General features: G+C 34.3%; 12 protein-coding genes. 6 read left to right on the forward strand and 6 right to left on the reverse strand.

The genetic code is table 11. From position 1 onward, the window contains the following. The first annotated feature begins 11 nt into the window (after positions 1-11). Positions 12-1,151 (forward strand): cystathionine gamma-synthase, encoded by a 1,140-nt coding sequence (locus ACZ2G2_RS06740; RefSeq protein ID WP_470394659.1) that lies wholly within the window; start codon positions 12-14, stop codon positions 1,149-1,151. A gap of 90 nt (positions 1,152-1,241) precedes the next feature. On the opposite strand, the gene ACZ2G2_RS06745 is transcribed toward ACZ2G2_RS06740, so the two are convergent. Further along, the gene (locus tag ACZ2G2_RS06745; RefSeq protein ID WP_470394661.1) at positions 1,242-2,042 is read right to left on the reverse strand and encodes a THC0290_0291 family protein; all 801 of its coding nucleotides are present in this window, start codon (positions 2,040-2,042) and stop codon (positions 1,242-1,244) included. A 224-nt stretch (positions 2,043-2,266) separates the two neighbouring features. Here ACZ2G2_RS06745 and gdhA point away from each other — a divergent pair, with 224 nt between their 5' ends. The 4 genes from gdhA to ACZ2G2_RS06765 all read left to right on the forward strand — a co-directional run bounded on the left by gdhA (position 2,267) and on the right by ACZ2G2_RS06765 (position 9,241). Then, positions 2,267-3,610: an NADP-specific glutamate dehydrogenase gene (gene gdhA / locus ACZ2G2_RS06750; RefSeq protein WP_101202106.1), complete on the forward strand. Its 1,344-nt coding sequence runs from the start codon at positions 2,267-2,269 to the stop codon at positions 3,608-3,610. Positions 3,611-3,736: 126 nt separating this feature from the next. Continuing rightward, positions 3,737-6,106: a type IX secretion system anionic LPS delivery protein PorZ gene (gene porZ / locus ACZ2G2_RS06755; RefSeq protein WP_470394663.1), complete on the forward strand. Its 2,370-nt coding sequence runs from the start codon at positions 3,737-3,739 to the stop codon at positions 6,104-6,106. Beyond that, the gene (gene recO, locus ACZ2G2_RS06760; protein WP_470394665.1) at positions 6,106-6,828 is read left to right on the forward strand and encodes a DNA repair protein RecO; all 723 of its coding nucleotides are present in this window, start codon (positions 6,106-6,108) and stop codon (positions 6,826-6,828) included. The genes porZ and recO overlap by 1 nt, the downstream gene beginning before the upstream one ends. Before the next feature lie 4 nt (positions 6,829-6,832). After that, positions 6,833-9,241: a TonB-dependent receptor gene (locus ACZ2G2_RS06765; RefSeq protein WP_470394667.1), complete on the forward strand. Its 2,409-nt coding sequence runs from the start codon at positions 6,833-6,835 to the stop codon at positions 9,239-9,241. A 42-nt stretch (positions 9,242-9,283) separates the two neighbouring features. Here ACZ2G2_RS06765 and ACZ2G2_RS06770 read toward each other — a convergent pair whose 3' ends face one another. Together ACZ2G2_RS06770 and ACZ2G2_RS06775 are read right to left on the reverse strand one after the other, a co-directional pair. Beyond that, the gene (locus tag ACZ2G2_RS06770; protein WP_470394669.1) at positions 9,284-13,855 is read right to left on the reverse strand and encodes a GEVED domain-containing protein; all 4,572 of its coding nucleotides are present in this window, start codon (positions 13,853-13,855) and stop codon (positions 9,284-9,286) included. A gap of 216 nt (positions 13,856-14,071) precedes the next feature. After that, the gene (locus tag ACZ2G2_RS06775; protein ID WP_470394670.1) at positions 14,072-17,299 is read right to left on the reverse strand and encodes a lamin tail domain-containing protein; all 3,228 of its coding nucleotides are present in this window, start codon (positions 17,297-17,299) and stop codon (positions 14,072-14,074) included. A gap of 48 nt (positions 17,300-17,347) precedes the next feature. Here ACZ2G2_RS06775 and ACZ2G2_RS06780 point away from each other — a divergent pair, with 48 nt between their 5' ends. Then, entirely contained in the window at positions 17,348-17,824 is a 477-nt protein-coding gene (locus ACZ2G2_RS06780; RefSeq protein ID WP_090836751.1) for a regulatory protein RecX, read from the forward strand. Positions 17,825-17,884: 60 nt separating this feature from the next. Here the strand turns inward: ACZ2G2_RS06780 and ACZ2G2_RS06785 are convergent, their stop codons facing one another. From ACZ2G2_RS06785 to ACZ2G2_RS06795, 3 genes are all read right to left on the reverse strand, one after another. After that, positions 17,885-18,379 (reverse strand): DUF6646 family protein, encoded by a 495-nt coding sequence (locus ACZ2G2_RS06785; protein WP_101202101.1) that lies wholly within the window; start codon positions 18,377-18,379, stop codon positions 17,885-17,887. Between the two features lie 5 nt (positions 18,380-18,384). Then, positions 18,385-19,254: a cupin-like domain-containing protein gene (locus tag ACZ2G2_RS06790; RefSeq protein ID WP_090836747.1), complete on the reverse strand. Its 870-nt coding sequence runs from the start codon at positions 19,252-19,254 to the stop codon at positions 18,385-18,387. A gap of 67 nt (positions 19,255-19,321) precedes the next feature. Next, entirely contained in the window at positions 19,322-21,142 is a 1,821-nt protein-coding gene (locus tag ACZ2G2_RS06795) for a TonB-dependent receptor plug domain-containing protein (RefSeq protein WP_470394673.1), read from the reverse strand. Positions 21,143-21,171: the final 29 nt, after the last annotated feature.

A 21,171-nucleotide genomic window follows, 5' to 3' on the forward strand; every position in this document is an offset into this window, starting at 1 on the left:
AAAATTTCCTCATGAAATTTAATACAAAAACAATACATGGCGGTCAAAAACCTGATCCAGCATACGGCGCAGTGATGCCACCAATATATCAAACCTCTACTTACGCACAAACAACACCAGGAGGACACAAAGGTTTTGAGTATTCTAGAAGTCATAACCCAACACGTCAGGCTTTAGAAAATGCGTTTGCTAGTTTGGAAAACGGAGCGTTTGGATTGGCTTTTGGTTCTGGATTAGCTGCTATTGATGCTGTGTTAAAGTTATTGCAGCCAGGAGATGAGGTTATTTCTACCAACGATTTGTATGGTGGGACGTACCGTTTGTTTACTAAAATTTTTGAAGGTTTTGGTATTAAGTTTCATTTTGTAGGCATGCAAAATGCTGCCAATATTGAAGATTACGTAAATAAAAACACAAAGTTAATTTGGGTAGAAACACCAACTAACCCAATGCTAAATATTATAGATATTGCAGCTGCTGCAAAAATTGCTAAAAAGCATAAGGTGTTACTTGCAGTGGATAATACCTTTGCAACGCCTTATTTACAACAACCTTTGGATCTGGGCGCGGATATTGTAATGCACTCCGCAACAAAATACCTTGGTGGACATAGCGATTTGGTTATGGGCGCATTAGTTGTAAAAGATAAAGATTTAGCAAAAAGATTATATTTTATCCAGAATGCAAGTGGTGCTATTTGTGGACCACAAGATGCCTTTTTAGCTTTACGCGGAATTAAAACCTTGCACGTTAGAATGCAACGTCATTGCGAAAATGGTAAGGCTGTAGCCGAATTTTTAAATACACATCCTAAAATTGAAACAGTGTATTGGCCAGGATTTAAGAATCATCCTAATCATGATATTGCATTATCACAAATGAAAGATTTTGGTGGTATGGTTAGTTTTGTAACTAAAGGAAACAATTACGAAGACGCAATTAAGGTGGTAGAAAACCTTAAGGTCTTTACATTGGCAGAATCTTTAGGAGGTGTGGAGTCGTTGTGTGGTCATCCAGCAAGTATGACACATGCTAGTATCCCTAAGGAAGAGAGAGAAAAGATAGGTGTTGTTGACAGTATGATTAGATTAAGTGTTGGTATTGAGGATGAAGAAGATTTAATTAACGATCTAAAACAAGCCTTAGGTTAATAGGTTAATTGATAGCCTAAATAGTGGTGCATAAAAAAAGCTCAAGTGTTAACTTGAGCTTTTTTTATAAACTTATGTTTTAATTTGAGTCTAATCTAAGTAGTAAATGTAACCTACATTTAGCCAAACTAACCAGTCATTGTATTTGTTCGAATTTAATTGGTGGTCTAAACCATCTACCCAGTCGCTAAAGTAATATTGTCCTCTAAGATCTATCATTAAATCAGACAGCATATTTAGCTTATATCTAACACCAATACTGGAAACTACAGACCACGTAGAACCTGAATCGGGATTAATAGAACCAGGATCCCAACCTGAGTAAAAATTATTATTATCTAAAACGTTACCAACATCATTGGTGCCATTATCATAATCTGTATATACTTTTGGGTTATAAGATACGTAGTGCGCGCCTAAACTAACAAAAGGTGCTAGTTTATATCCAAAAGCTTGAAAAGATCTAATACTTAACGGAAAAAATTCTAATTGCATTCCAATATCAAAATTGTTAGCCTCTCCGGTATGTGCTCTTAATTTATCTGCCTCGTCACTAGTTCTTGAGTCTTCTACCCATTTACCTAAATGATTTAGTTTGGTTTTATTAAAGGAAATTTCTGTACGTAATTTAAAATGATCATTAAAATAATTGTCTGTTGTGTAACAATTACAATCCGCTTGATAAGCAAAGTTGATATAATGTACTAGTCCAATTCCAAAACCGGTATTACCAGCATTGGTGTCAGAATCTAAACGTTCTCCAAAGTCAGCTTTAAAAGCGACAGGTCCTGTAATGATACCTATTTCGTGAGAAAAGCCTAGTTGCGCATATGCACTGCTGGTACTTAATAAGATAAGTACAACTAGTATCAAGTGTTTAGGGTTAAGCATAATACGGCTTTGTTATTAACAATTTGTTCGGCAAATATATAAAATCTCGACGAACATACAAATTTTACAGATAAAACGCATCATAAATATGAATTATTAAAGAAACGTTAATATCAACTATAACGATTGCGAAAATAAAAAAAAAGTAGGTGCTGTATTAAAGATAATGTATCTTTGTTCTACATTTTTATGGATTGTATAACAGTATCGTAATTATTTACATAATGAAAGATAAAATTGAAGCATTTTTAGACTTAGTAAAACAAAAAAATGGTAATGAGCCAGAGTTTTTACAAGCAGTACACGAAGTTGCAGAAACGGTAATTCCGTTTATAGAAGAAAATCCAAAATATCAAGGTAAAATGTTATTGGAGCGTATGGTAGAACCTGAGCGTACAATAATTTTTAGAGTGCCTTGGATTGACGATAAAGGAAACACGCAAGTAAACAGAGCTTTTAGAGTAGAGTTTAACTCAGCTATTGGACCTTACAAAGGAGGGTTGCGTTTTCACCCATCTGTAAACCTTAGTATTTTAAAGTTTTTAGGTTTTGAACAAGTATTTAAAAACTCTCTAACAACTTTACCAATGGGTGGAGGAAAAGGAGGAAGTGATTTTGATCCAAAAGGAAAAAGTGATAACGAAGTCATGCGTTTTTGCCAATCTTTTATGTCAGAATTGTTTAGACATATTGGAGCAAACACGGATGTGCCAGCCGGAGATATTGGTGTTGGAGGACGTGAGATTGGTTATATGTTTGGTCAATATAAGCGTTTGACAAACGAATTTACAGGAGTACTGACAGGAAAAGGATTATCTTATGGAGGATCTTTAATCAGACCAGAAGCTACTGGTTATGGTACGGTGTATTTTGCAAAAAATATGTTAGCTACTAAAAACGATTCTTTTGATGGAAAAACAGTTGTTATTTCTGGATCAGGAAACGTAGCTCAATATGCTTGTGAAAAAGCAACTGAGTTAGGTGGTACCGTTGTGACAATGTCAGATTCTTCTGGATACATTCACGATAAAGATGGTATAGATGCTGAGAAATTAGCATATATCATGGAAATTAAAAACATTAACAGAGGTAGAATTAGCGAGTATACAGATAAGTATACATCTGCGACGTTCCACAAAGGAGAAAGACCTTGGAGTGTTAATTGTGATATAGCAATGCCATGTGCAACTCAAAACGAGTTGGATAAAGCTGAAGCTGAAATGTTGGTTAAAAACAACGTATTAGTGGTTGCAGAAGGAGCAAACATGCCAACAACACCAGAAGCTATTGAAGTACTTCAAAAAGCTAAAGTATTGTTCTCTCCAGGAAAAGCATCTAATGCAGGAGGTGTTGCAACTTCAGGTTTAGAAATGAGTCAAAACTCTTTACGTTACAATTGGACTAGAGAAGAGGTTGATGCTAAGTTATACCAAATTATGGAAGACATTCACGCTTCTTGTGTACAGTATGGTACACAAAAAGATGGTACAGTAGATTACGTAAAAGGAGCAAATGTTGCTGGTTTTGTAAAGGTCGCTGATGCTATGTTAGCACAAGGAGTTGTGTAGATAAAAACAGTTTATATATTAAAACCCCTAACCTTATTAAGGTTAGGGGTTTTTTAGTGTTTTATATACGCTTAGGGATACAATAAATTGTGGTATTTTTGAGTTTTAATAGTTGATTTTAAAATAATGCTGACAAATAAGACTAATCTTAAATTGTTTTTTCTGTGTTTAAGTTTTTTAACTTTACAACTAACTAATGCCCAAGATTTTTCTGATCAATGGACGGGCTATTTCTCATATTTAAATATTAAAGATGTATCTCAAGGTGCTGACAGGGTTTTTGGTGCATCAGAAAATGCTGTTTTTGTGTATAATAAAAATAGTAACGAGATCGAAACTATTTCTACAATACATGGCTTGTCAGGAGAGGAGATATCAGTTATAAAATATGCTGAAGACCGTGGCTTATTATTTCTGGGTTTCGAAAACGGGTTAATTCAAATATATGACGAGAGTGATAACGCGGTTTTATCGGTTGTAGATATTTTAGAAAAACCAACAATTCCTCAAAGTGATAAAAAAATTAATCATTTTAACTTAGTTGATGATACGTTGTACATAGCAACAGATTATGGTATTTCAGTGTATGATTTAGAGGGCTTAGAGTTTGGTGATACGTATTATATTGGTGCGGGAGGTTCGCAAATAATAATTTCTCAAACCACAATTTTTGATGGTGATATTTATGCAGCAACTGCAACTGGAATTAAAAGAGGAGCAGTAATTAATCCAAATTTAATTGACTACCAAGAGTGGGAGCAAGTTAATGGCGGTAATTGGGTCGGAATTGAAGCAGTAGGTACACAATTGTTTGCGGCGGATGCAAGCAGAAAGGTTTATGAATTGGTTAGTGGTGCATTGCAGCTTAAGGCAACATATCCTAACTTTATTACAGATTTTAGAGTCTTTGATAGCAAGTTGATAGTAACGACGCAAAAAGAGGTTTATATTTATAATCCTGTGGGCTTTTCGGGTATAGCCCAGGTTGGTAATAATGCAGAATTTAGCTCCAATTATACCTGTGCTTTAATGGATGATACTGACCAAATTTATATTGGTACGGAAGGGACTGTAGGAATAGGTAAAACAGGATTTGGAGTATTGAAGACGTCAATAACTGATACGTCTATATTAGAGGAAATACATCCTAGTGGTCCTTTGCTAAATAATTTTTTTAAAATTGAAGTAGCTCCAGGTCATATTTATGGAACACATGGTGGTTATGATGTTAGTTTTAATCCATACGCGGTAGCAACGTCTAGGGCTGGTATTAGTCACTTTTTTGATGAGTCTTGGCAAAACGTAAGTTATGATACTATTTTGGCTGCTGCCAATAATCCTAGATCTTTGTCTCATATTTCTGTGGATCCCCTTAATCCTGAAATTGCTTATATAAGTTCTTCAATAGGTGGGCTTTTAAAATTAGAAAACAATGTTCCTGTAACTTTTTATACTGGAGAGAATAGTACTATAAATCCATTTTTCACAATCAATCATTTTGTGCATGCCTCTGTTTTTGATGCTGCTGGATCACTATGGGTTATGAACAGTAGGTATGATTCTCCTTTAAATAAGTTTAGGGAAGGGCAGTGGTCGTCTTTTAGTTTTTTGGAGGTTATTGAGCCTGCACAAAGTAACAAAGGATTTGCAGCTATAACTACAGATGCTAATAATACTATTTTTACGGGCTCTTATAATTATGGAATTATTGGTTATGATGAAAGTAGCGGAGCTTTTAATACTGTTTCAGAAGAAGATGCTATGCCATCAAACGCTATTACAGCTTTAACCATTGATAGAAGTGGGCAGTTATGGGTAGGAACAGATAAAGGGTTGAGGGTTATTTATAATACTACGGACTTTATAACGGGTACACCAGAAGTAGATGATATTATTGTTTTAGATGATGGTGTTCCTAGAGAGTTATTATTCCAACAATACATAACAGATATTGAGGTAGATGGCTCAAATAATAAGTGGATTGGAACTTTAGATACAGGACTGTATTATTTCTCTTCAGACGGACAAAGTACCATCTTTCATTTTACAAAAGATAATTCTCCTTTACCAACTAATGACGTGTTGGATGTGTCTATAGATGATGTAAACGGAATGATTTATATTGCAACAGATAAAGGCTTGGTGTCTTTTAAATCTGATGCATCTAAACCGCAGTCGACTTTAGAAAACGCCTATGTTTATCCTAATCCTGTAAGACCAAACTTTAATATTTTAACGGATAAAGTTAAGATTAGAGACATATCAGAGAATGTTAATATAAAAATTACTGATATTGAAGGTAATTTGGTGGCAGAAGCACAGTCTAGAACTAATGGTAGATTTCAAGGCTATAATCTAGAAATAGATGGAGGTACGGCTTTATGGAATGGTAAAAATTTGGGTGGAAATATTGTAGCATCTGGCGTGTATTTAATCATGCTTAACGATTTAGATACTTTTGAGACTAAAGTGCTAAAATTAATGGTTGTTAGATAATGTTAACAACTACAAATGCAATTGTACTGTCCAAACTACGGTTTAAAGATAATGACCTTATTGTAAAGTGTTATACTCAAAAACAAGGTGTTGTTAGTTATTTGCTAAAAGGCGTTTTGACTTCTAAAAAGAGTAATAAAAAAGTGGCCTATTTTCAGCCATTATCACAATTACAGTTAAACACAGACTACAAACCAAATCGGTCTTTACAATATATAAAAGATATTAAAACAGATTTTTTATATGCTTCGCTTCATACTAATATTTTAAAGAGTGCTATTGTTATGTTTCTGGCAGAAGTACTAGCACATGCTTTACAAGAGGAAGAGCAGAATGATGCTTTATATAGCTATATTCAGACAACTTTGCAATGGTTGGATACCAATGATAGTTATTCTAATTTTCATTTATTGTTTCTGTTGCAGCTAACAAAATACTTGGGGTTTTATCCAGATCAAACAGAAATGGAAACCGCTTTGTGTTTTAATTTATATGATGGCGAATTTCAAGATGAAAGTGTTTCTAAGTACAATGTTACGGGTGAAAATTTAACACTACTAAAACAGCTTTTAGGCACAACGTTTGATGATTTAGATGGTATTAAAATTAATGCCAAGCAAAGACAGTCTTTTTTGGCTCTTATTTTAGTATATTTTGAATTACATTTGGGGAGTTTTAAAAAGCCTAAATCTTTACAAATTCTTAATGACGTTTTTAATTAAATATATGAAGTTTCTTATTAGTATTTGTTTACTCTTTTTGGTCTCGTTTTCTGTTTCAGCACAGACTATTAAGGTGTTAAATAAAACTACTAACGAGCCTGTATTTGGAGTCGCTATTTATAATAAAGATAAATCTAAAAGCGAAATTACGGATCTTAATGGTCAGGCTAATTTGGATGCCTTTATGGCTACCGAGTTGCTTTATTTTCAGCATATTTCTCATAAATTAAAAACAATAAAAAAAAGTAATATCCAAAACGGACGTGTGTATTTAATGGCTGGTCAGCAAGGCTTGGATGAGATTGTTATTTCTGCCTCAAATTTTGGGCAAAGAAAAAAAGACATTCCTAAAACCATTGCAACCATTACGGCAAAAGACGTTTCTTTTAATAATCCGCAAACAAGTGCAGACTTATTAGAAGGTACAGGTCAGGTTTATATTCAAAAAAGTCAGTTGGGAGGTGGAAGTCCTATGATAAGAGGGTTTTCTACTAATAGGCTATTAATTACAGTGGATGGAGTACGTATGAATAATGCTATTTTTAGAGGCGGAAATCTTCAAAATGTTATCTCTATCGATCCTTTGTCTATTCAAAACACAGAAGTGACGTTAGGTGCAGGATCTATTATTTACGGTAGTGATGCCATTGGAGGTGTTATGAGTTTTTACACAAAAAAACCAGAGTTTTCATTTTCTGATACTTTAAATATTAAGAGTAATGTCTTATTGAGGTATGCAACAGCTAGCCAGGAAAAAACAGCGCATATTGATGTTAATGTTGGCTATAAAAAATGGGCATTTCTGTCAAATGTAAGTTATACTGATTTTAATGATTTAACCATGGGTAGTCATGGTCCAGATGATTATTTAAGGCCAGAATTTGTGGTTACTCAAAATAATCAGGATGTTATCGTGCAAAATAATGATTCAAGAGTTCAGAAGTTTACAGGATATAATCAAATTAACTTGATGCAAAAAGTAAGCTATAAGGCTGCTGAAGATTTAGATGTTGATTTAGGGGTGTTTTATACAGCAACATCAGATTATCCAAGATACGATAGGTTAATACGTTATAGAGGCGATGATTTAAGGTCTGCAGAATGGAATTATGGTCCTCAAAAATGGTTTATGTCTAATGTGAGTGTTACAAAACGAAGTAGTAATGCTTTGTTTTATGATAATATAAAAGCCACTTTAGCATATCAGAATTTTCAAGAAAGTAGAATGGATCGTGATTTTCAGGAAGTGGAAAGAAACGTCAGAGAAGAGTCTGTGGATGCATTATCTTTTAATATAGATTTTGAAAAACAATTACACCAGACTTCAAAGTTATTTTATGGTTTTGAATATGTTTACAATACAGTCGGGTCTATAGGTTATGTTGAAAATCTAGAGACTAATACAACTCAAAAAACGGTATCCAGATATCCCGATGGTGCAACATGGCAGAGTGCAGCAGTGTATGCAAGCTATAAGTATAAACCCAACACTAAGTTTGTGTTTCAATCAGGATTACGTTATAATATGGTTACTCAAAAAGCCGATTTTACAGAAAATAATCAGTTTTTAAATCTACCTTTTACAGAATCTAATAATACAGCAAATGCTTTAACAGGTACTGCTGGTGTTACGTGGTTACCTAATCCAATTTTACAATGGAAATTTAATTTGTCTTCTGCTTTTAGGGCACCAAATATTGATGATATTGGTAAGGTCTTTGATTCAGAACCAGGCTCTGTTGTTGTGCCAAATGATAATTTGGATCCAGAATATGCCTATAGTGGAGAACTTGGGTTGAAGCTTAATTTTAATAAAGTAGTAATCCTAGATATGGCGACTTATTATACTTACTTGGATAATGCGTTAGTAAGACGTGATGGGACTTTAAATGGCGAATCACAAATTATTTATGATGGTGAGTTAAGTACGGTACAATCCATACAAAATGCTTCAAAATCCTGGATTTATGGTTTTGAAATAGGAGCACAAGTAAATTTTTCAAAAGCATTTAAATTAACGTCACAATATAATCTTATTGGTGGTATTGAAGAAACAGATGGTGTTGAAGTACCGGTAAGACATGTGGCTCCAAGTTTTGGAAATACACATTTAGTTTGGCAAAAAAATAGATTAAAACTAGATGCATTTGTTAATTATAACAATGCATTAGCAAATAATAAATTAGCGCCTTCTGAAGCTGAGAAAGATTATATCTACGCTTTAGATCAAAACGGAAACCCTTACTCGCCTTCTTGGCACACTTTAAATTTTAGAACACAATATCAAATAGGTAATGATGTTACCGTAACAGCTGCTTTAGAGAATATCTCTGACCAACGTTATAGAACATATTCTTCTGGTATAGCTGCTCCAGGTAGAAACCTTATTGTTTCTTTAAAGTATAGTTTGTAAAATTGAAAGACATTAAACGAATTTGTTAACACGAATTTCTAGCTATTTTTTTACCGCTTTTTTTCTAATTATTTTACCATTACTCAATTCTATTTGTGCAATATAAGTAGCCTGACTAAGATTAGAGAGGTTAAAGGTGTCTGACGTGTTTTGGGCTTTTAGATTATAGATTAGTCTGCCTAAGGCATCATAGATTTTGATTGTTTTAAGTGTTACGTCTTTGTTAGGTAATTTAAAAGTAACGTTGTTATTGCTATCCTCAATTATTAATAAATTATCAGCAGTTAAATTGTATTGATCAATAGATAGGCTGTTGTCTTTGAAAACAATCTCAAACCTACTATTAAATTCGCCTACAGGCGAAGTAAAGCTGTAATCGTTATCAGATAAATTAAATGTAGTTGAGGTTAAGTTATCTTTTAAATAGACTGTATTGTTTGTTAAAAAATCACCTTGAAGTTCTGCTATACTAAAGGTGTAAATTGTTGGTGTATCTAAGTTGTTTAAGAATCCAATAGCAATGGTTTCATCAATATCTAAATCATTAATGGCTTTACCTTGAATACTAAATTTTCTGTTTACAGTAGGTATAAGTGAGTAGAAGGTCATGCTTTTTGTGTAAGAACCATTCGCTTTAGCGTCATAGGCATCTCCATCATTACCACTAGTAGCACTATTAACATATCCAATTAGAATATTATCTTTTAATCCAGAATCACTTGTTAGTTTTAGCCATAACTTGTTTTCTGCAGATTGATTACTTGCTCGGAAAAATTGATTATTATTACCATCCACACGCATACTATTGTTGAATGTTACAGTTCCTGTTGTGGTTGGTAGGGCATCAGAAAAAGTTGTAAAAAAGCTTTGTCCAGAGGCAACATGACTAGTCACTCCAGAGACAGAAGATCCTGTGTAATTTATTACAATATAATCATTTAAATCAAAGTTTAATATTTCGTTTCCGTTAGCTGTCGAGGATGGAGGTGTGGAGTGTGACCATAGGTGTATGGCACCATCTAAGGTTCCTGTCGCTGGATTTGTTGAGTACGTGTTCTCGTCAAAAAATAATTTTGCATCTATTGCAGAAGGATAAGGGTTTCCTATTAAGTTCCAATTAGAGTCTCCAAGTTCTGCATCATTTCTTTCCACAGGAACAGTAATTACGCCATTATTTAAAGGTCCTCTAAAAGAATAATTGTAATTGTTAGTGCCAGCAAAAGCAGCTGTAGAATGTGTTGCTGCATATCCAACCCCAGGTGTCATTTGTGCTGTTGGTGGTTGTGATAGCCAATCGTCTCCATTATCGTCAATATCATCAACACCCGCACCTACGGTAGTTGTGTTGTCATTATTTGTTTCGTAAGTACTATCTACAAAATTTGCAGCAATAAAACTAAAGCGTCTATTGGCATCTGCTTGAAATAAAGCGTTTCCAATTGTTTCATTAGTTACAGGACTGCTCCAGTAAGTATATTCATACCAATCGCTTATAGTGGCTGTAAGACGCTCTACTGTGGTTGGATTGGTGTCGCTACTTCCGGAATCATCATAAGTCCCCGAATCATTAATTTGAACAACAGAACCCGAATCGTTTATTAATAATGTTCCGTTGTTAGTGATATTATTTTGAACTTTGACATAATTGTTACTTGAAACTATTAAAAGATAGGAAGGGTTAATTATTAGACTGCAAGCGTCTATGTTTCCGTTAATGCTGGTATTGTAGTCGTCATTTATAATAGCTTGCGTTGTTAAACTAGGTGTTCCGTTGTCCCAAGCTCCTAGAGTCCATGTTGTTGTGTTTGAATTTGCTTGTACTACGCTGGTTAATTTTGAGCAAGATGCATCTTCTGTCACTTCACAATAAAACTGAAAGTCATCTAAGTTGTATCCAGATATAGTTATTACGTTAGAAGTATTTCCGGTAGTAATTCCGGGAGAGAAACTAGATGAAGATATGGCTGTCCAATTGGTAGAAACCTTATTGTTATAATACCATTGATAAGATAAAGTACCGCTATTTCCGGGTGTGGCTGTTACTGAAAAAGAAGTGTTATTACAGTCAGAAAGATTATTTATTGATGATACGGATGGTAAAGTGGACGGCGTAATAAATGTACCTAAATCTAAACAAGATTCTGTAGTATTAGTGTTCCAATCCAGTCCGTTGTAAGTGGTTGATGGTCCCGAGGAAGACGTGTTTCTTAGGATTGAGTAGCCAATATTATTTGGGCACTCTACTACATCATGTGGAGCACCGTTTTTTGTTAATTTAACTTCATCATTTTCATTAATTCCAGCATTATATTCCGTGAAATCAAAAACGGATGTATTACAAGGGTTTGGTGATGCACTTCCGACTCTTAAACTAAAGACGCTGTTAGCAGCAACAGTTCCTGTTAAGTCTATGGTTCTTGTAGGGCTAGCGTCTCCCACATCTCCAAATCGCTCTATTTCAAAATCAGTACCTGATGCATTTAAATCTATGGATGTGTTTGTTGGGTTGTATAATTCTATATACCAACCGTTTCCAGAGTTAGAATCATAAACTTCTGTAATGATTAAATCAGTAAAATTAGTTGAATCAATACAACTTCCTGAGGTAGTTAAAACGGTAAAATTTGTTCCTGATGTTACGGGACAGCCTCCTTCTGTTACAATTATGTCTCCTGATGTTACATTGGCAGGGATTTCTACAAGAAGGGTCGTTGCTGTTTGAGAAATTATGTTTGCAGAACTACCATTAAAGGTCACGGATGTACTTGGGGTAAAGCCTAGTCCATTTATTGTTATATGACTTAATTCTGGGCCCGAAGAAGGGGTGAAACTTGTTATAGAGTGTGTAGCTGTGCACGCAGCAATAACTTCTATTGTGTAATCTTCTATGGATCCCCAGTTAAATGTTGCACAAGGAGATATGGTTGCCGAACTACCACCTTCTTCTTGAATAATTCTTACTCTGTAATTTCCGGTAGGTTGAGTTATTGGAACATTGATAGTTATATTTTCTATTATATTTCCACTTCCTGTTGCAATATTTAATAGGGTGATTGTTTCGTTAGTATCATTAAAATCACCATCATTATTCCAGTCTACCCATACACCTGCTGCTCCATCATATTGTGTGCCATTATCGCAGTCTCCAAATTCTACAATTAATGTGTATGATCCTCCAATATTAAGATCTGCACTTTGCGCGGTATAATCATTTATGGTACCGCTTGTTCCTCCCGTGCATAGGTCGGTTGTATTATTAGTTATTGTGTTGTTTTCTCCAATTAAAGTAACATTTTCTATTTCAGAATCTTCATAATTGGTGGGTCCAGCATTACAATATTCTATTTGAGGGGAGCAGGAAACTTCGATCCCATTGGACCATAGCGTGTTATTTTTTGTAAATACCTTATACGTGTAATTTGTGCCATTAGTTAAAGCAGTAATAGTTTCTGAGGTTGCTGTGCCATTGTATACGCAAAATCCTCCATCAAAAAACGTTCCTAGGCCATAGTTGCTGTTAGCCACATACAAGTCGCCATTTCCGGACGGCGTGGCGCTTGAAAAACTAGAGTTAGTAGCAAATACTAAAATAGTGTCGTAGCAATCTATTGGATTAACCCAATTAATTGTTGTTGCACTGTTTTCGCAATTTAAGGACGTTAATAAAGTTACGTTATTAGGTGTTGCTGCTTGGATTGTGTGTGAATCACTACTGTAAGCTATACCAGTTTTATTACCTGAGGAAAAAGTTAAATCTGAAGTTGATATGGCATTAATAGCAATAGTATTTCCAGAATTTACTCCACACAATGCATCTACAGTTATAAAAAGATATCCGGTATCTCCATTATTAATAAGTTGACTAAAATTTGAAAATGTATGTGTACCTGTGCTTAAAGAAGTTGTAATGTCATCTAATAAAATATCAGAAACCAAATCAAGTGATGAGTTGGTAGAGTACCATAATGAGAAATTTGCAAAATCTGAAGGTAAATATGTTCCAGTAGTATTGATATTTACAGTTGATAACAATGCGTTTGAAGTTGAAACAGATAAATTAAATGCGTATACAATGTTGTTATTTGATGCCTCTATTATATTTATGGCAGGACTAGCAGGATTATTTGAATTTAGAATAATATCTGGCGGTGGTCCACAGCTTCCGCTACCTGATCCAGTTAGTTCAATATTGTTAATTCGTAAGCCTCTAGTTCCTCCGGTCTTTTTCCATCTTATTTTTACGGATGTGCTAGTGATTGGTCCAAATGAAAAAGTATAATTTGTATAGGAATTTGGTATTGATGAAATTGTTGTACTTGCTGCTGTCCATGTTATACCGTCGTCATTGGAGACTTCAATAGTGCATTCTGGTGCAGATCCCGATCCAAAAGACCTTAGTTGTGTTGTTAATGCAGCAGAACTGTAAGGGCATAAATCGAAGGATTCGGAAATAACAAAATCTGAGGCATTATTTAAGAGCCAATATCCAGATTCTTGAGTGACACTATTAAAAGCCCAGTTGGCAGTTAAAGATGAGCAATCGTCAGATATAATTTGACTATATGAAACATTTATAAACAGAATGTTTAAAAGAACAAGGAGGGGTTTTTTCATAATAAACGTATTGGAATTGAGGGCAGCAATAAGTTTTGATAATATAGTATCGGTTGATTATAAGTGGTTTACTACAAATATATAAAAATACCGATTACAGGCACTATTTAATCGACGAAAACATATTATCATTATGTTAAGCTATATTAAAGTGGTTTAAGAGCAAAAAAAAAGGTCAAACCATGATTGGTTTAACCTTTAAAGGGGTGTTTTAATCTATTTTTTAATAGCCTTCTTCCTTATTTTTTGACCAGTATTTAATTCAATTTGTACTATGTAAGCTGCCTGGCTAAGGTTTGATAAATTATAAGTTTCTGAGGTGCTTTGACCTTTAAGATTGTAAATTAATCGGCCCAAAGCATCATAGATTTGAATAGTGCTAATTGTTAATTCCTTATTCGATAATTTAAAAGTAACGTTGCTATTATTATCTTCAATTATTAATAAGCTATTGGATGCTAAAATTTGTTGATCTATTGATAAAACAGGTTGTGTAAAGACTATTTCAAATCTATTATCAAAACCACCCATTTCTGAAGTAAAAGAATAGTCCGAAACTGTTAAGTCTTGGTAGGTGTCGTTAAAGTTATCTTTTAAATAAATGGCATTGCTTGAGAAAAAGTCACCTTGAAAATGATCTATTGAAATCGTATAAATTGTTGGTGACGTAATTCCTGTTGTTAAGCCCAGACGAATTGTTTCATCAAGATCTAAACCCTCTGGGTGCTTTCCTTGTATTGCTAACGGAATGTCGTTATTTTCGGCAAACGTGGTTATCATGGCAGAGCCACCACTATAATAACGTCTTGCATCATATGATGGGCCATCGTCATTATTAGTGGCGCCATCAAGATAGGCAATTGCAACTTGGCTAAATACACCATTATCCGAGGTTAAGTTAAGCCAAAGCTTATTATCTAAGTTTGTGTTTTCAGTACGAAAAAATTGGTCATTATTTCCAATAACGCGCATGCTATTGTTAAAAACAACTTCTCCCGCAGCACTGCTATAGCTATCAGAAAAGTTGACAAAAAAACCTTGTCCTGAAGGAATAAAATTATTTGGAGCATAGCGCTCTCCGGCAACGTTAGCACTAAAGTTGATTATTGCATAATCGTTGATGCTAAAGTTAATCTGCTCGTTACCGATTGTGGTTGCGGATGGCGGTGTTGCTTGAGACCAGTAATAAATGGCACCATCTATAACTCCGGGATCAACAGTACTTAGCGTTGTTGTGTTTTCGTTAAAAAAAGCAGTAGCATCTATTGCGCTTGGATAAGGGTTACCAATAAATTGCCAGTTGTTGTCTAAGTTAGAGTCATCGTTTCTGGCTACAGGCACTTTGACCACCCCAGAATTTGCTTCGGATCCAAAGAAGGTTAGGTTTATACCGTTTGTCATCGCTCCAGGAGCTGCAAGGTCTATTTCTGACATGGTGGTTGCGTATCCTACACCTGGAGTCATTAGTCCTGTAGCGTAAAATTGCCAATCATCTCCTTCGTCATCTACGTCGTCTTGTCCCGCAGTATACGTATTGTTGTTTCCTAAATCTTCGGCAAGCGCATCATTAAAATTAGCGCCATTAAAGGTGAATTTTCTACCACTTGCTGTATTTGGGACTAGGTCTTCAAGTATAGCGTCTGTTAACGGGCTACCCCAATATGTATATTCGTACCAAGCAACAAAAGGAGCGGTGCGTTTTACAACTTCTATTGGGAATGTTTCAGAAGAGTTATTTATAAATTTAGTAGTTTCATTATTCTGAATTAAAGTTCCTTCTGTCTGAACTATAAGTTTATTTGTATTATTAATATTGTGTTCTACTTCAATATAAAAATTTGAGGTAATAATTGTTGTAGCATTTATTGTTAAGCGACAAGCAGAAAAACTAGTAGCGCTACCAACGCCAGTTGTAAAAGGACCGTTAATTACAACAGGGGTATTTATGTTAGGACCAACGCCATTAGACCATGTTGAGCCGTCCCAAGTTACGACAGGTCCAGAACAGGCGCAATCGTTAATATGATATCCTAGAAAATTGATGTTGTTTGAAGGAGAGCTAGTCCAATCTGTTACTGTGTATGTTGTACTTGGTGCTTGTACGTTGTTGTTTCTAACAAGATTTACATTTTGAGCAAAATTAGTATTTGAATTTAATACTCCAATAACATCTATGTTTACTCCTTCTGCAGTTTGTAGAGCAATCACATCATTACCATCAAAATTAAAAAAGCCAGAGCTGTTACAATAATCGGCAGTTCCGTTTGCGCATAATTCTGAGCCGTTTCTAGCAATTATGTATGTGGAGTATGGCGCTATAACAGCTGTGTTGGGTAAAGTTCTAATTGTTGGGTTAAAATTAATTCGGCCATTAGTAAATCTTGCTAGTTGAAAATTAGCAAGGCTAATAGGCGAACTTGATGCGTTATATAATTCGATATATCTTTCGTCTGGAGTGGCGTTGTTTGCTTCGTGATATTCTGATATTAATAATGAGCTACAATCTGAAGGTGCAGTATAACCAAACACTTCACCTTGTGCGTTTACGTTTTGGGACGGTGCTCCAGTACTAGTTATAATTATGTTTTCGTTATACGTTCCAACAGCTAATCCATATGTTAGTTTTGTGTATATGGTGGTTAAATCTAAAGTGGTTCCGGTAAGTGCTAATGTTAAACTGTTGGAGTATGCGCCATTAGGGGACAATGAAATTTCAAAACTTGAAGGAGCAGTTATTACAACATCATTTGTTAATGACGTTCCTAGCACAGTAAAGGTTTCTGGTACAATATCTACATTGCCTTCCACATTGGTTAAACCAGACACTAAATTAGTATCTGGATTAATTGTTATTCTTGGGCTTGCAGAAGCTACACCGCTAACTTTTATATTATCCAATCGGTAACGTTCTGCATTAGCATTATTTCTCATAGTAACTCTTATGGCTATTGTGTTTCCTAATAAAGGAGCAACTTGGCGCACTAATGTAACAGTGTCAATATCATCCACTAATACACCATTAGTATCGGCTATTTGCCAAGCACCACCATCCAAACTGTATTCTGTAGTAAAAGAATCTGATGCTTCAAAGTCATCAAATGTAGGACGATTGTCATAGGCCTCTAATTCAAAAGTGATGTCTGTAAAATCTGTAATATTTAGTACGGGAGAATACCATATTGCAAAACCATCAATGTCTCGCCCTTCAAAAAATCTAGGATTACCTGCGACTATAAATCTATCGCCATTATTGTCAAATGCAGCTCCGGAAACGTCTATGGTCCAGTTTACTCCGGATAAATCAATATCAGTTAATCCTGTTGTGTTATTGTATATAGCACCTTTATTGGGACTGTTGGTAAAGGTTTCGTTATAAATTATACTTTGAGCAAAGCCGAAATAATTAAAAATCAGTAAAGCAAAAAGTAATTTTGGATGTTTCATAAATAGCGAGTTTATTTTTTTTTGGTTTTTATGGTGTATTTTTGACTTATGGTTAGAAGTCAAGAGTCGTACACAGTAGAAGAAGCAACTAAAAAGTTGGAACACTATTGTGCTTATCAAGAACGTTGTCACAAAGAGGTTAAGCAGAAACTAAAAGATATGAATATGATACCTGAAGCATCAGATATGATAGTGGTTCATCTTTTGGAGCAAAATTTTCTAAATGAAGAGCGTTTTGCCAAAGCTTATGCTCGAGGTAAGTTCAGAATTAAAAAGTGGGGTAAATATCGAATCACGCTTGAACTAAAGCGAAAAGAGATATCCAAATTTAATCTAAATGAGGCGTTAAAAGAAATAGATGAAGAGGAGTACATCGATGTTTTTAATGATTTAGCCGAAAAAAGAAATAATTCTCTAAAAGAAACGGATAAATACAAAAGAAGAAAAAAGTTAATAGACTATTTGCTGTATCGTGGTTGGGAAACTTTTTTGGTTTATGATAAAGCTAATGAGTTGATAAAATAAGACATAAAAAAACCTTTCATTACTAAAAATGAAAGGTTTTTTTATAATGTAATAGGTTGACTATAAGTTAAAAACAGCTCCTAAATTTACTGTAAATTGATTGTTTATTTTTTCAGCAGGTGTTAAAATTTCTGAATTGTATTTAGCGAACGTTGTACCAAATTCAGTAAAAACACCAAAACCAGTAGAGAAAAAGTAACGCATCCCTAAGTGACCTCCAAAGTTTTTTAAACTTAAGCTAATACCTGGGTAAACATCAAAATTATCACTAATGTTTAATACACTTCCTAGGTTAGCATTAAAACGTCCCTCTAATTCAAATCTATCTTCAAAATTTGCAGACAAACCATTACTTAGGTTTAAAGCATAACCGGTAACAATACCAACAGATATGTTTTCTCCTAAACCGTAGTCATAAGCCAATACTATACCGTTAACATTGTCTTGGAAATTTGCACCAATTTGAAATTTTTGATCTCCTTTACCTTCAAAAACTTGTGCGTTTACTAATCCAGCAGTTAGTAATAAAGCAATTAATAGTAGTCCTTTTTTCATTGTATTTAGTCCTTTTTTAATTTGTTATTTGTGTTTGATATGGCTTTTTTATTTTTCCAATCAATCCACTTTTGACCTTTTATGCGTCGCATTAAGTTGTCAAAATTACGCATTATAAAGACATTGTATATCGCTTTTCCTAAATTTTTTGGACGTCTAGCTACTGCACGTAAGCTCATTGAAAAACCTGGTGTAATATATTTCATGTAATGCCAATAGCCTTCTGGCATATATAATATTTCGCCATGTTTTAATTGGCATTGCCAACCTTTAGCGTTTTTAAGTGCTGGCCATTTTTTAAAGTCTGGATTAGAAAAATCTATATCTTCTCTAGTAATTAAAGCATGTGGTACTTTGTATAAGTGTTGATTTTGGTTTTGATCAAACAAAATGATCTGTTTTTCGCCTTCAAAATGAAAATGAAAAATATTAGCCAAATCTATATCGTAATGCATGAAAGTATAGCTATCGCGACCGCCAAAAAACAGCATAGGAAGCCCTTTCATTAAACGTAGTCCAAAATCAGGAAAGGTGTAATCTTGTTGTAGTTGAGGGACTTCTTTTAGAATATTCCATAGAAATATTCTGAATTTTGTAGGTTCACGTTTCAATAAATCTACATAGTCACTCATTTTCATTTTAGCGTGAGGCTCATTAAATCCATCTTTGTGATCAACAGGTCTGTCGTCATACAAAGGGACTATTTTGTCTCCCGCCACGTCTTTAATATACTCTAAATTCCATTTGGTATACGCAGGCCAGTCTGTAATAAACTGTTCTATAACTACTGGCTTTTGAGGTTTAAAATAATGTTTTATAAACTCTTGCTTAGTTATAGCTTTAACTCTTGGTATGTCTTGAAGGTTTAGTTTCAAATTTCAAATTTAAGAGCCAAAGTTACTAAAACGATACCAAATGGATTGTAGTTTTTGTTGTTACACTTTAGTTAAAGTTGTAACGTAATCCAAATAACGCATTACTTGGAGGCATTGGTGTAAATCCTGTTTCGATGTAATCTGTGTTAAAAATATTGTTTGCAGTAGCCGTAAACTCTAGTTGTTTTAAAGTATACACTAAAGAAGCATCCCATACATTGTAGCTTTGTCCTGTTGTGCGCTCCGCATGCTTATAAACAATGTTTTGTCTAAGGTTTTTAAGTAATTGTGTACTTAAACGTGTTGTAAAATGATGCTTTAATGTATTTAGAGAGTATCGCGATAATGCTTCGTTTTGATCTAATATATCATCTTCTAAAAACGTATAACCTACAGCTAATGTTTGATTAAAATTACTGATTTTAAAGTTGTAAGACGTATTAAACTCAAAACCTTTAGTGTTTACTTCTGCAATGTTTGTTGCTGTATATATTTCTTCAATTTCGCTAGGTCTGATATAATCAATTAGGTTTTTAGAATCTCTATTAAATAAAGCTAATGACATATTAAATCCATTGGTATTGTATTTAACACCAATTTCTTGTGCAAAAGCTTCTTCTGGATCTAAGTTTTCATTACCAGACGTTCTAAAATCACTGTAATATAAATCCGTATATGTTGGTATTCTGTAAGTATAACCAATGTTTCCGTACACTTTTAAGTCGTTGTTAATTTGGTAACCAACATCTAGTCCCGGGAATGCATGAAATTTAAAATCAGAAAAATAAGTTACAGCAATACCAGGTGTGATATCTAATTTGTTATCTAAAAGTTTAAAACGATGCTCTAAAAATAAGTTTGTCATAAAACGATTACGATTACCTAAATTATTACTTCTTAGGTATATTTTAGAGATGTCTACACCAAAACCGGTAACACCAGCTTCAGACGTGTAAGACGCATTAACCTCGGCTCCAATTTTATCTGTAATATGTAAATTTCTATAAAAAGCAGGATCATCACGTCTTAGTAAAAATTCGTCTTCGTTACGTTTCCAATAAACACGAGGTTTGATTTTAAATTTCTCCGTATTAAAAGTAGTAGTAAAACCTACTAAGCTATTTTTAGTTTCTTCATACTCATTAAAAGTAGGGTTAGTTGTGTAGAAGTTTTCAGCTCCAAATTTACGATCAGAAAACGTTGTAATCATCTCTATTGCTTGTGCTTTTTTATTAAATACACTTTTAATAAAGTAATTAGTATTGTCGTAGTCCGAGTTATTCCTATAACCTTCTGATGTCATTTTTCCAACGTGAACGATGTGTGACGAGTTTTCTAATTCAGTTCCAACTGTAACACCTCCATTTAATTGCCCAAAAGAACCTGTTTCTAAATTAACAGAGACCGTGTTGTTCAAGTTTTTCTTGGTAACAATATTAATAGCTCCAGTAAAAGCATTTTGACCAAATACTCTGGCAGCGGGCCCTTTGATAATCTCGATACGCTCAATAACCTCAAGAGGTAAAGCTGCGTTCATGGTGTGATGACCTGTTTGTGCATCATCCATTTTAATTCCGTCAATTAGTAATAACGTTTGGTCAAAACCGCCACCTCGAATATATAAATCTGCTTGACTACCTGCTGTTCCACGACGTCTAATATCTACACCGGCAACTTGTTGCAATACATCAGCGACGTTAGTTGCTGCACTGTTTTTTATGTCTGAAGACGAAATAACAGTAATAGTTCTAGAGTTTTCTTTAAACGGTAAGTCAATTCTAGAAGATGTAATAATTACAGAGTCTAATTTTTGTTCTTGTTCTAGATCTTGTGCTTGTATTGTTATTGTAAACAAAGCAAGTAAAGTAAATAAGTAAGTCAATTTCATAATAATAGTTATTCGCATTTTTGCGGTGC

Source organism: Olleya sp. KKT75, from assembly GCF_055635485.1.

Excerpts from the sequence above, each read along its gene's own strand:
- ACZ2G2_RS06740 (WP_470394659.1), top strand. The coding sequence starts at position 12 with ATGAAATTTAATACAAAAACAATACATGGCGGTCAAAAACCTGATCCA.
- ACZ2G2_RS06745 (WP_470394661.1), bottom strand. The coding sequence starts at position 2,042 with ATGCTTAACCCTAAACACTTGATACTAGTTGTACTTATCTTATTAAGT.
- gdhA (WP_101202106.1), top strand. The coding sequence starts at position 2,267 with ATGAAAGATAAAATTGAAGCATTTTTAGACTTAGTAAAACAAAAAAAT.
- porZ (WP_470394663.1), top strand. The coding sequence starts at position 3,737 with ATGCTGACAAATAAGACTAATCTTAAATTGTTTTTTCTGTGTTTAAGT.
- recO (WP_470394665.1), top strand. The coding sequence starts at position 6,106 with ATGTTAACAACTACAAATGCAATTGTACTGTCCAAACTACGGTTTAAA.
- ACZ2G2_RS06765 (WP_470394667.1), top strand. The coding sequence starts at position 6,833 with ATGAAGTTTCTTATTAGTATTTGTTTACTCTTTTTGGTCTCGTTTTCT.
- ACZ2G2_RS06770 (WP_470394669.1), bottom strand. The coding sequence starts at position 13,855 with ATGAAAAAACCCCTCCTTGTTCTTTTAAACATTCTGTTTATAAATGTT.
- ACZ2G2_RS06775 (WP_470394670.1), bottom strand. The coding sequence starts at position 17,299 with ATGAAACATCCAAAATTACTTTTTGCTTTACTGATTTTTAATTATTTC.
- ACZ2G2_RS06780 (WP_090836751.1), top strand. The coding sequence starts at position 17,348 with ATGGTTAGAAGTCAAGAGTCGTACACAGTAGAAGAAGCAACTAAAAAG.
- ACZ2G2_RS06785 (WP_101202101.1), bottom strand. The coding sequence starts at position 18,379 with ATGAAAAAAGGACTACTATTAATTGCTTTATTACTAACTGCTGGATTA.
- ACZ2G2_RS06795 (WP_470394673.1), bottom strand. The coding sequence starts at position 21,142 with ATGAAATTGACTTACTTATTTACTTTACTTGCTTTGTTTACAATAACA.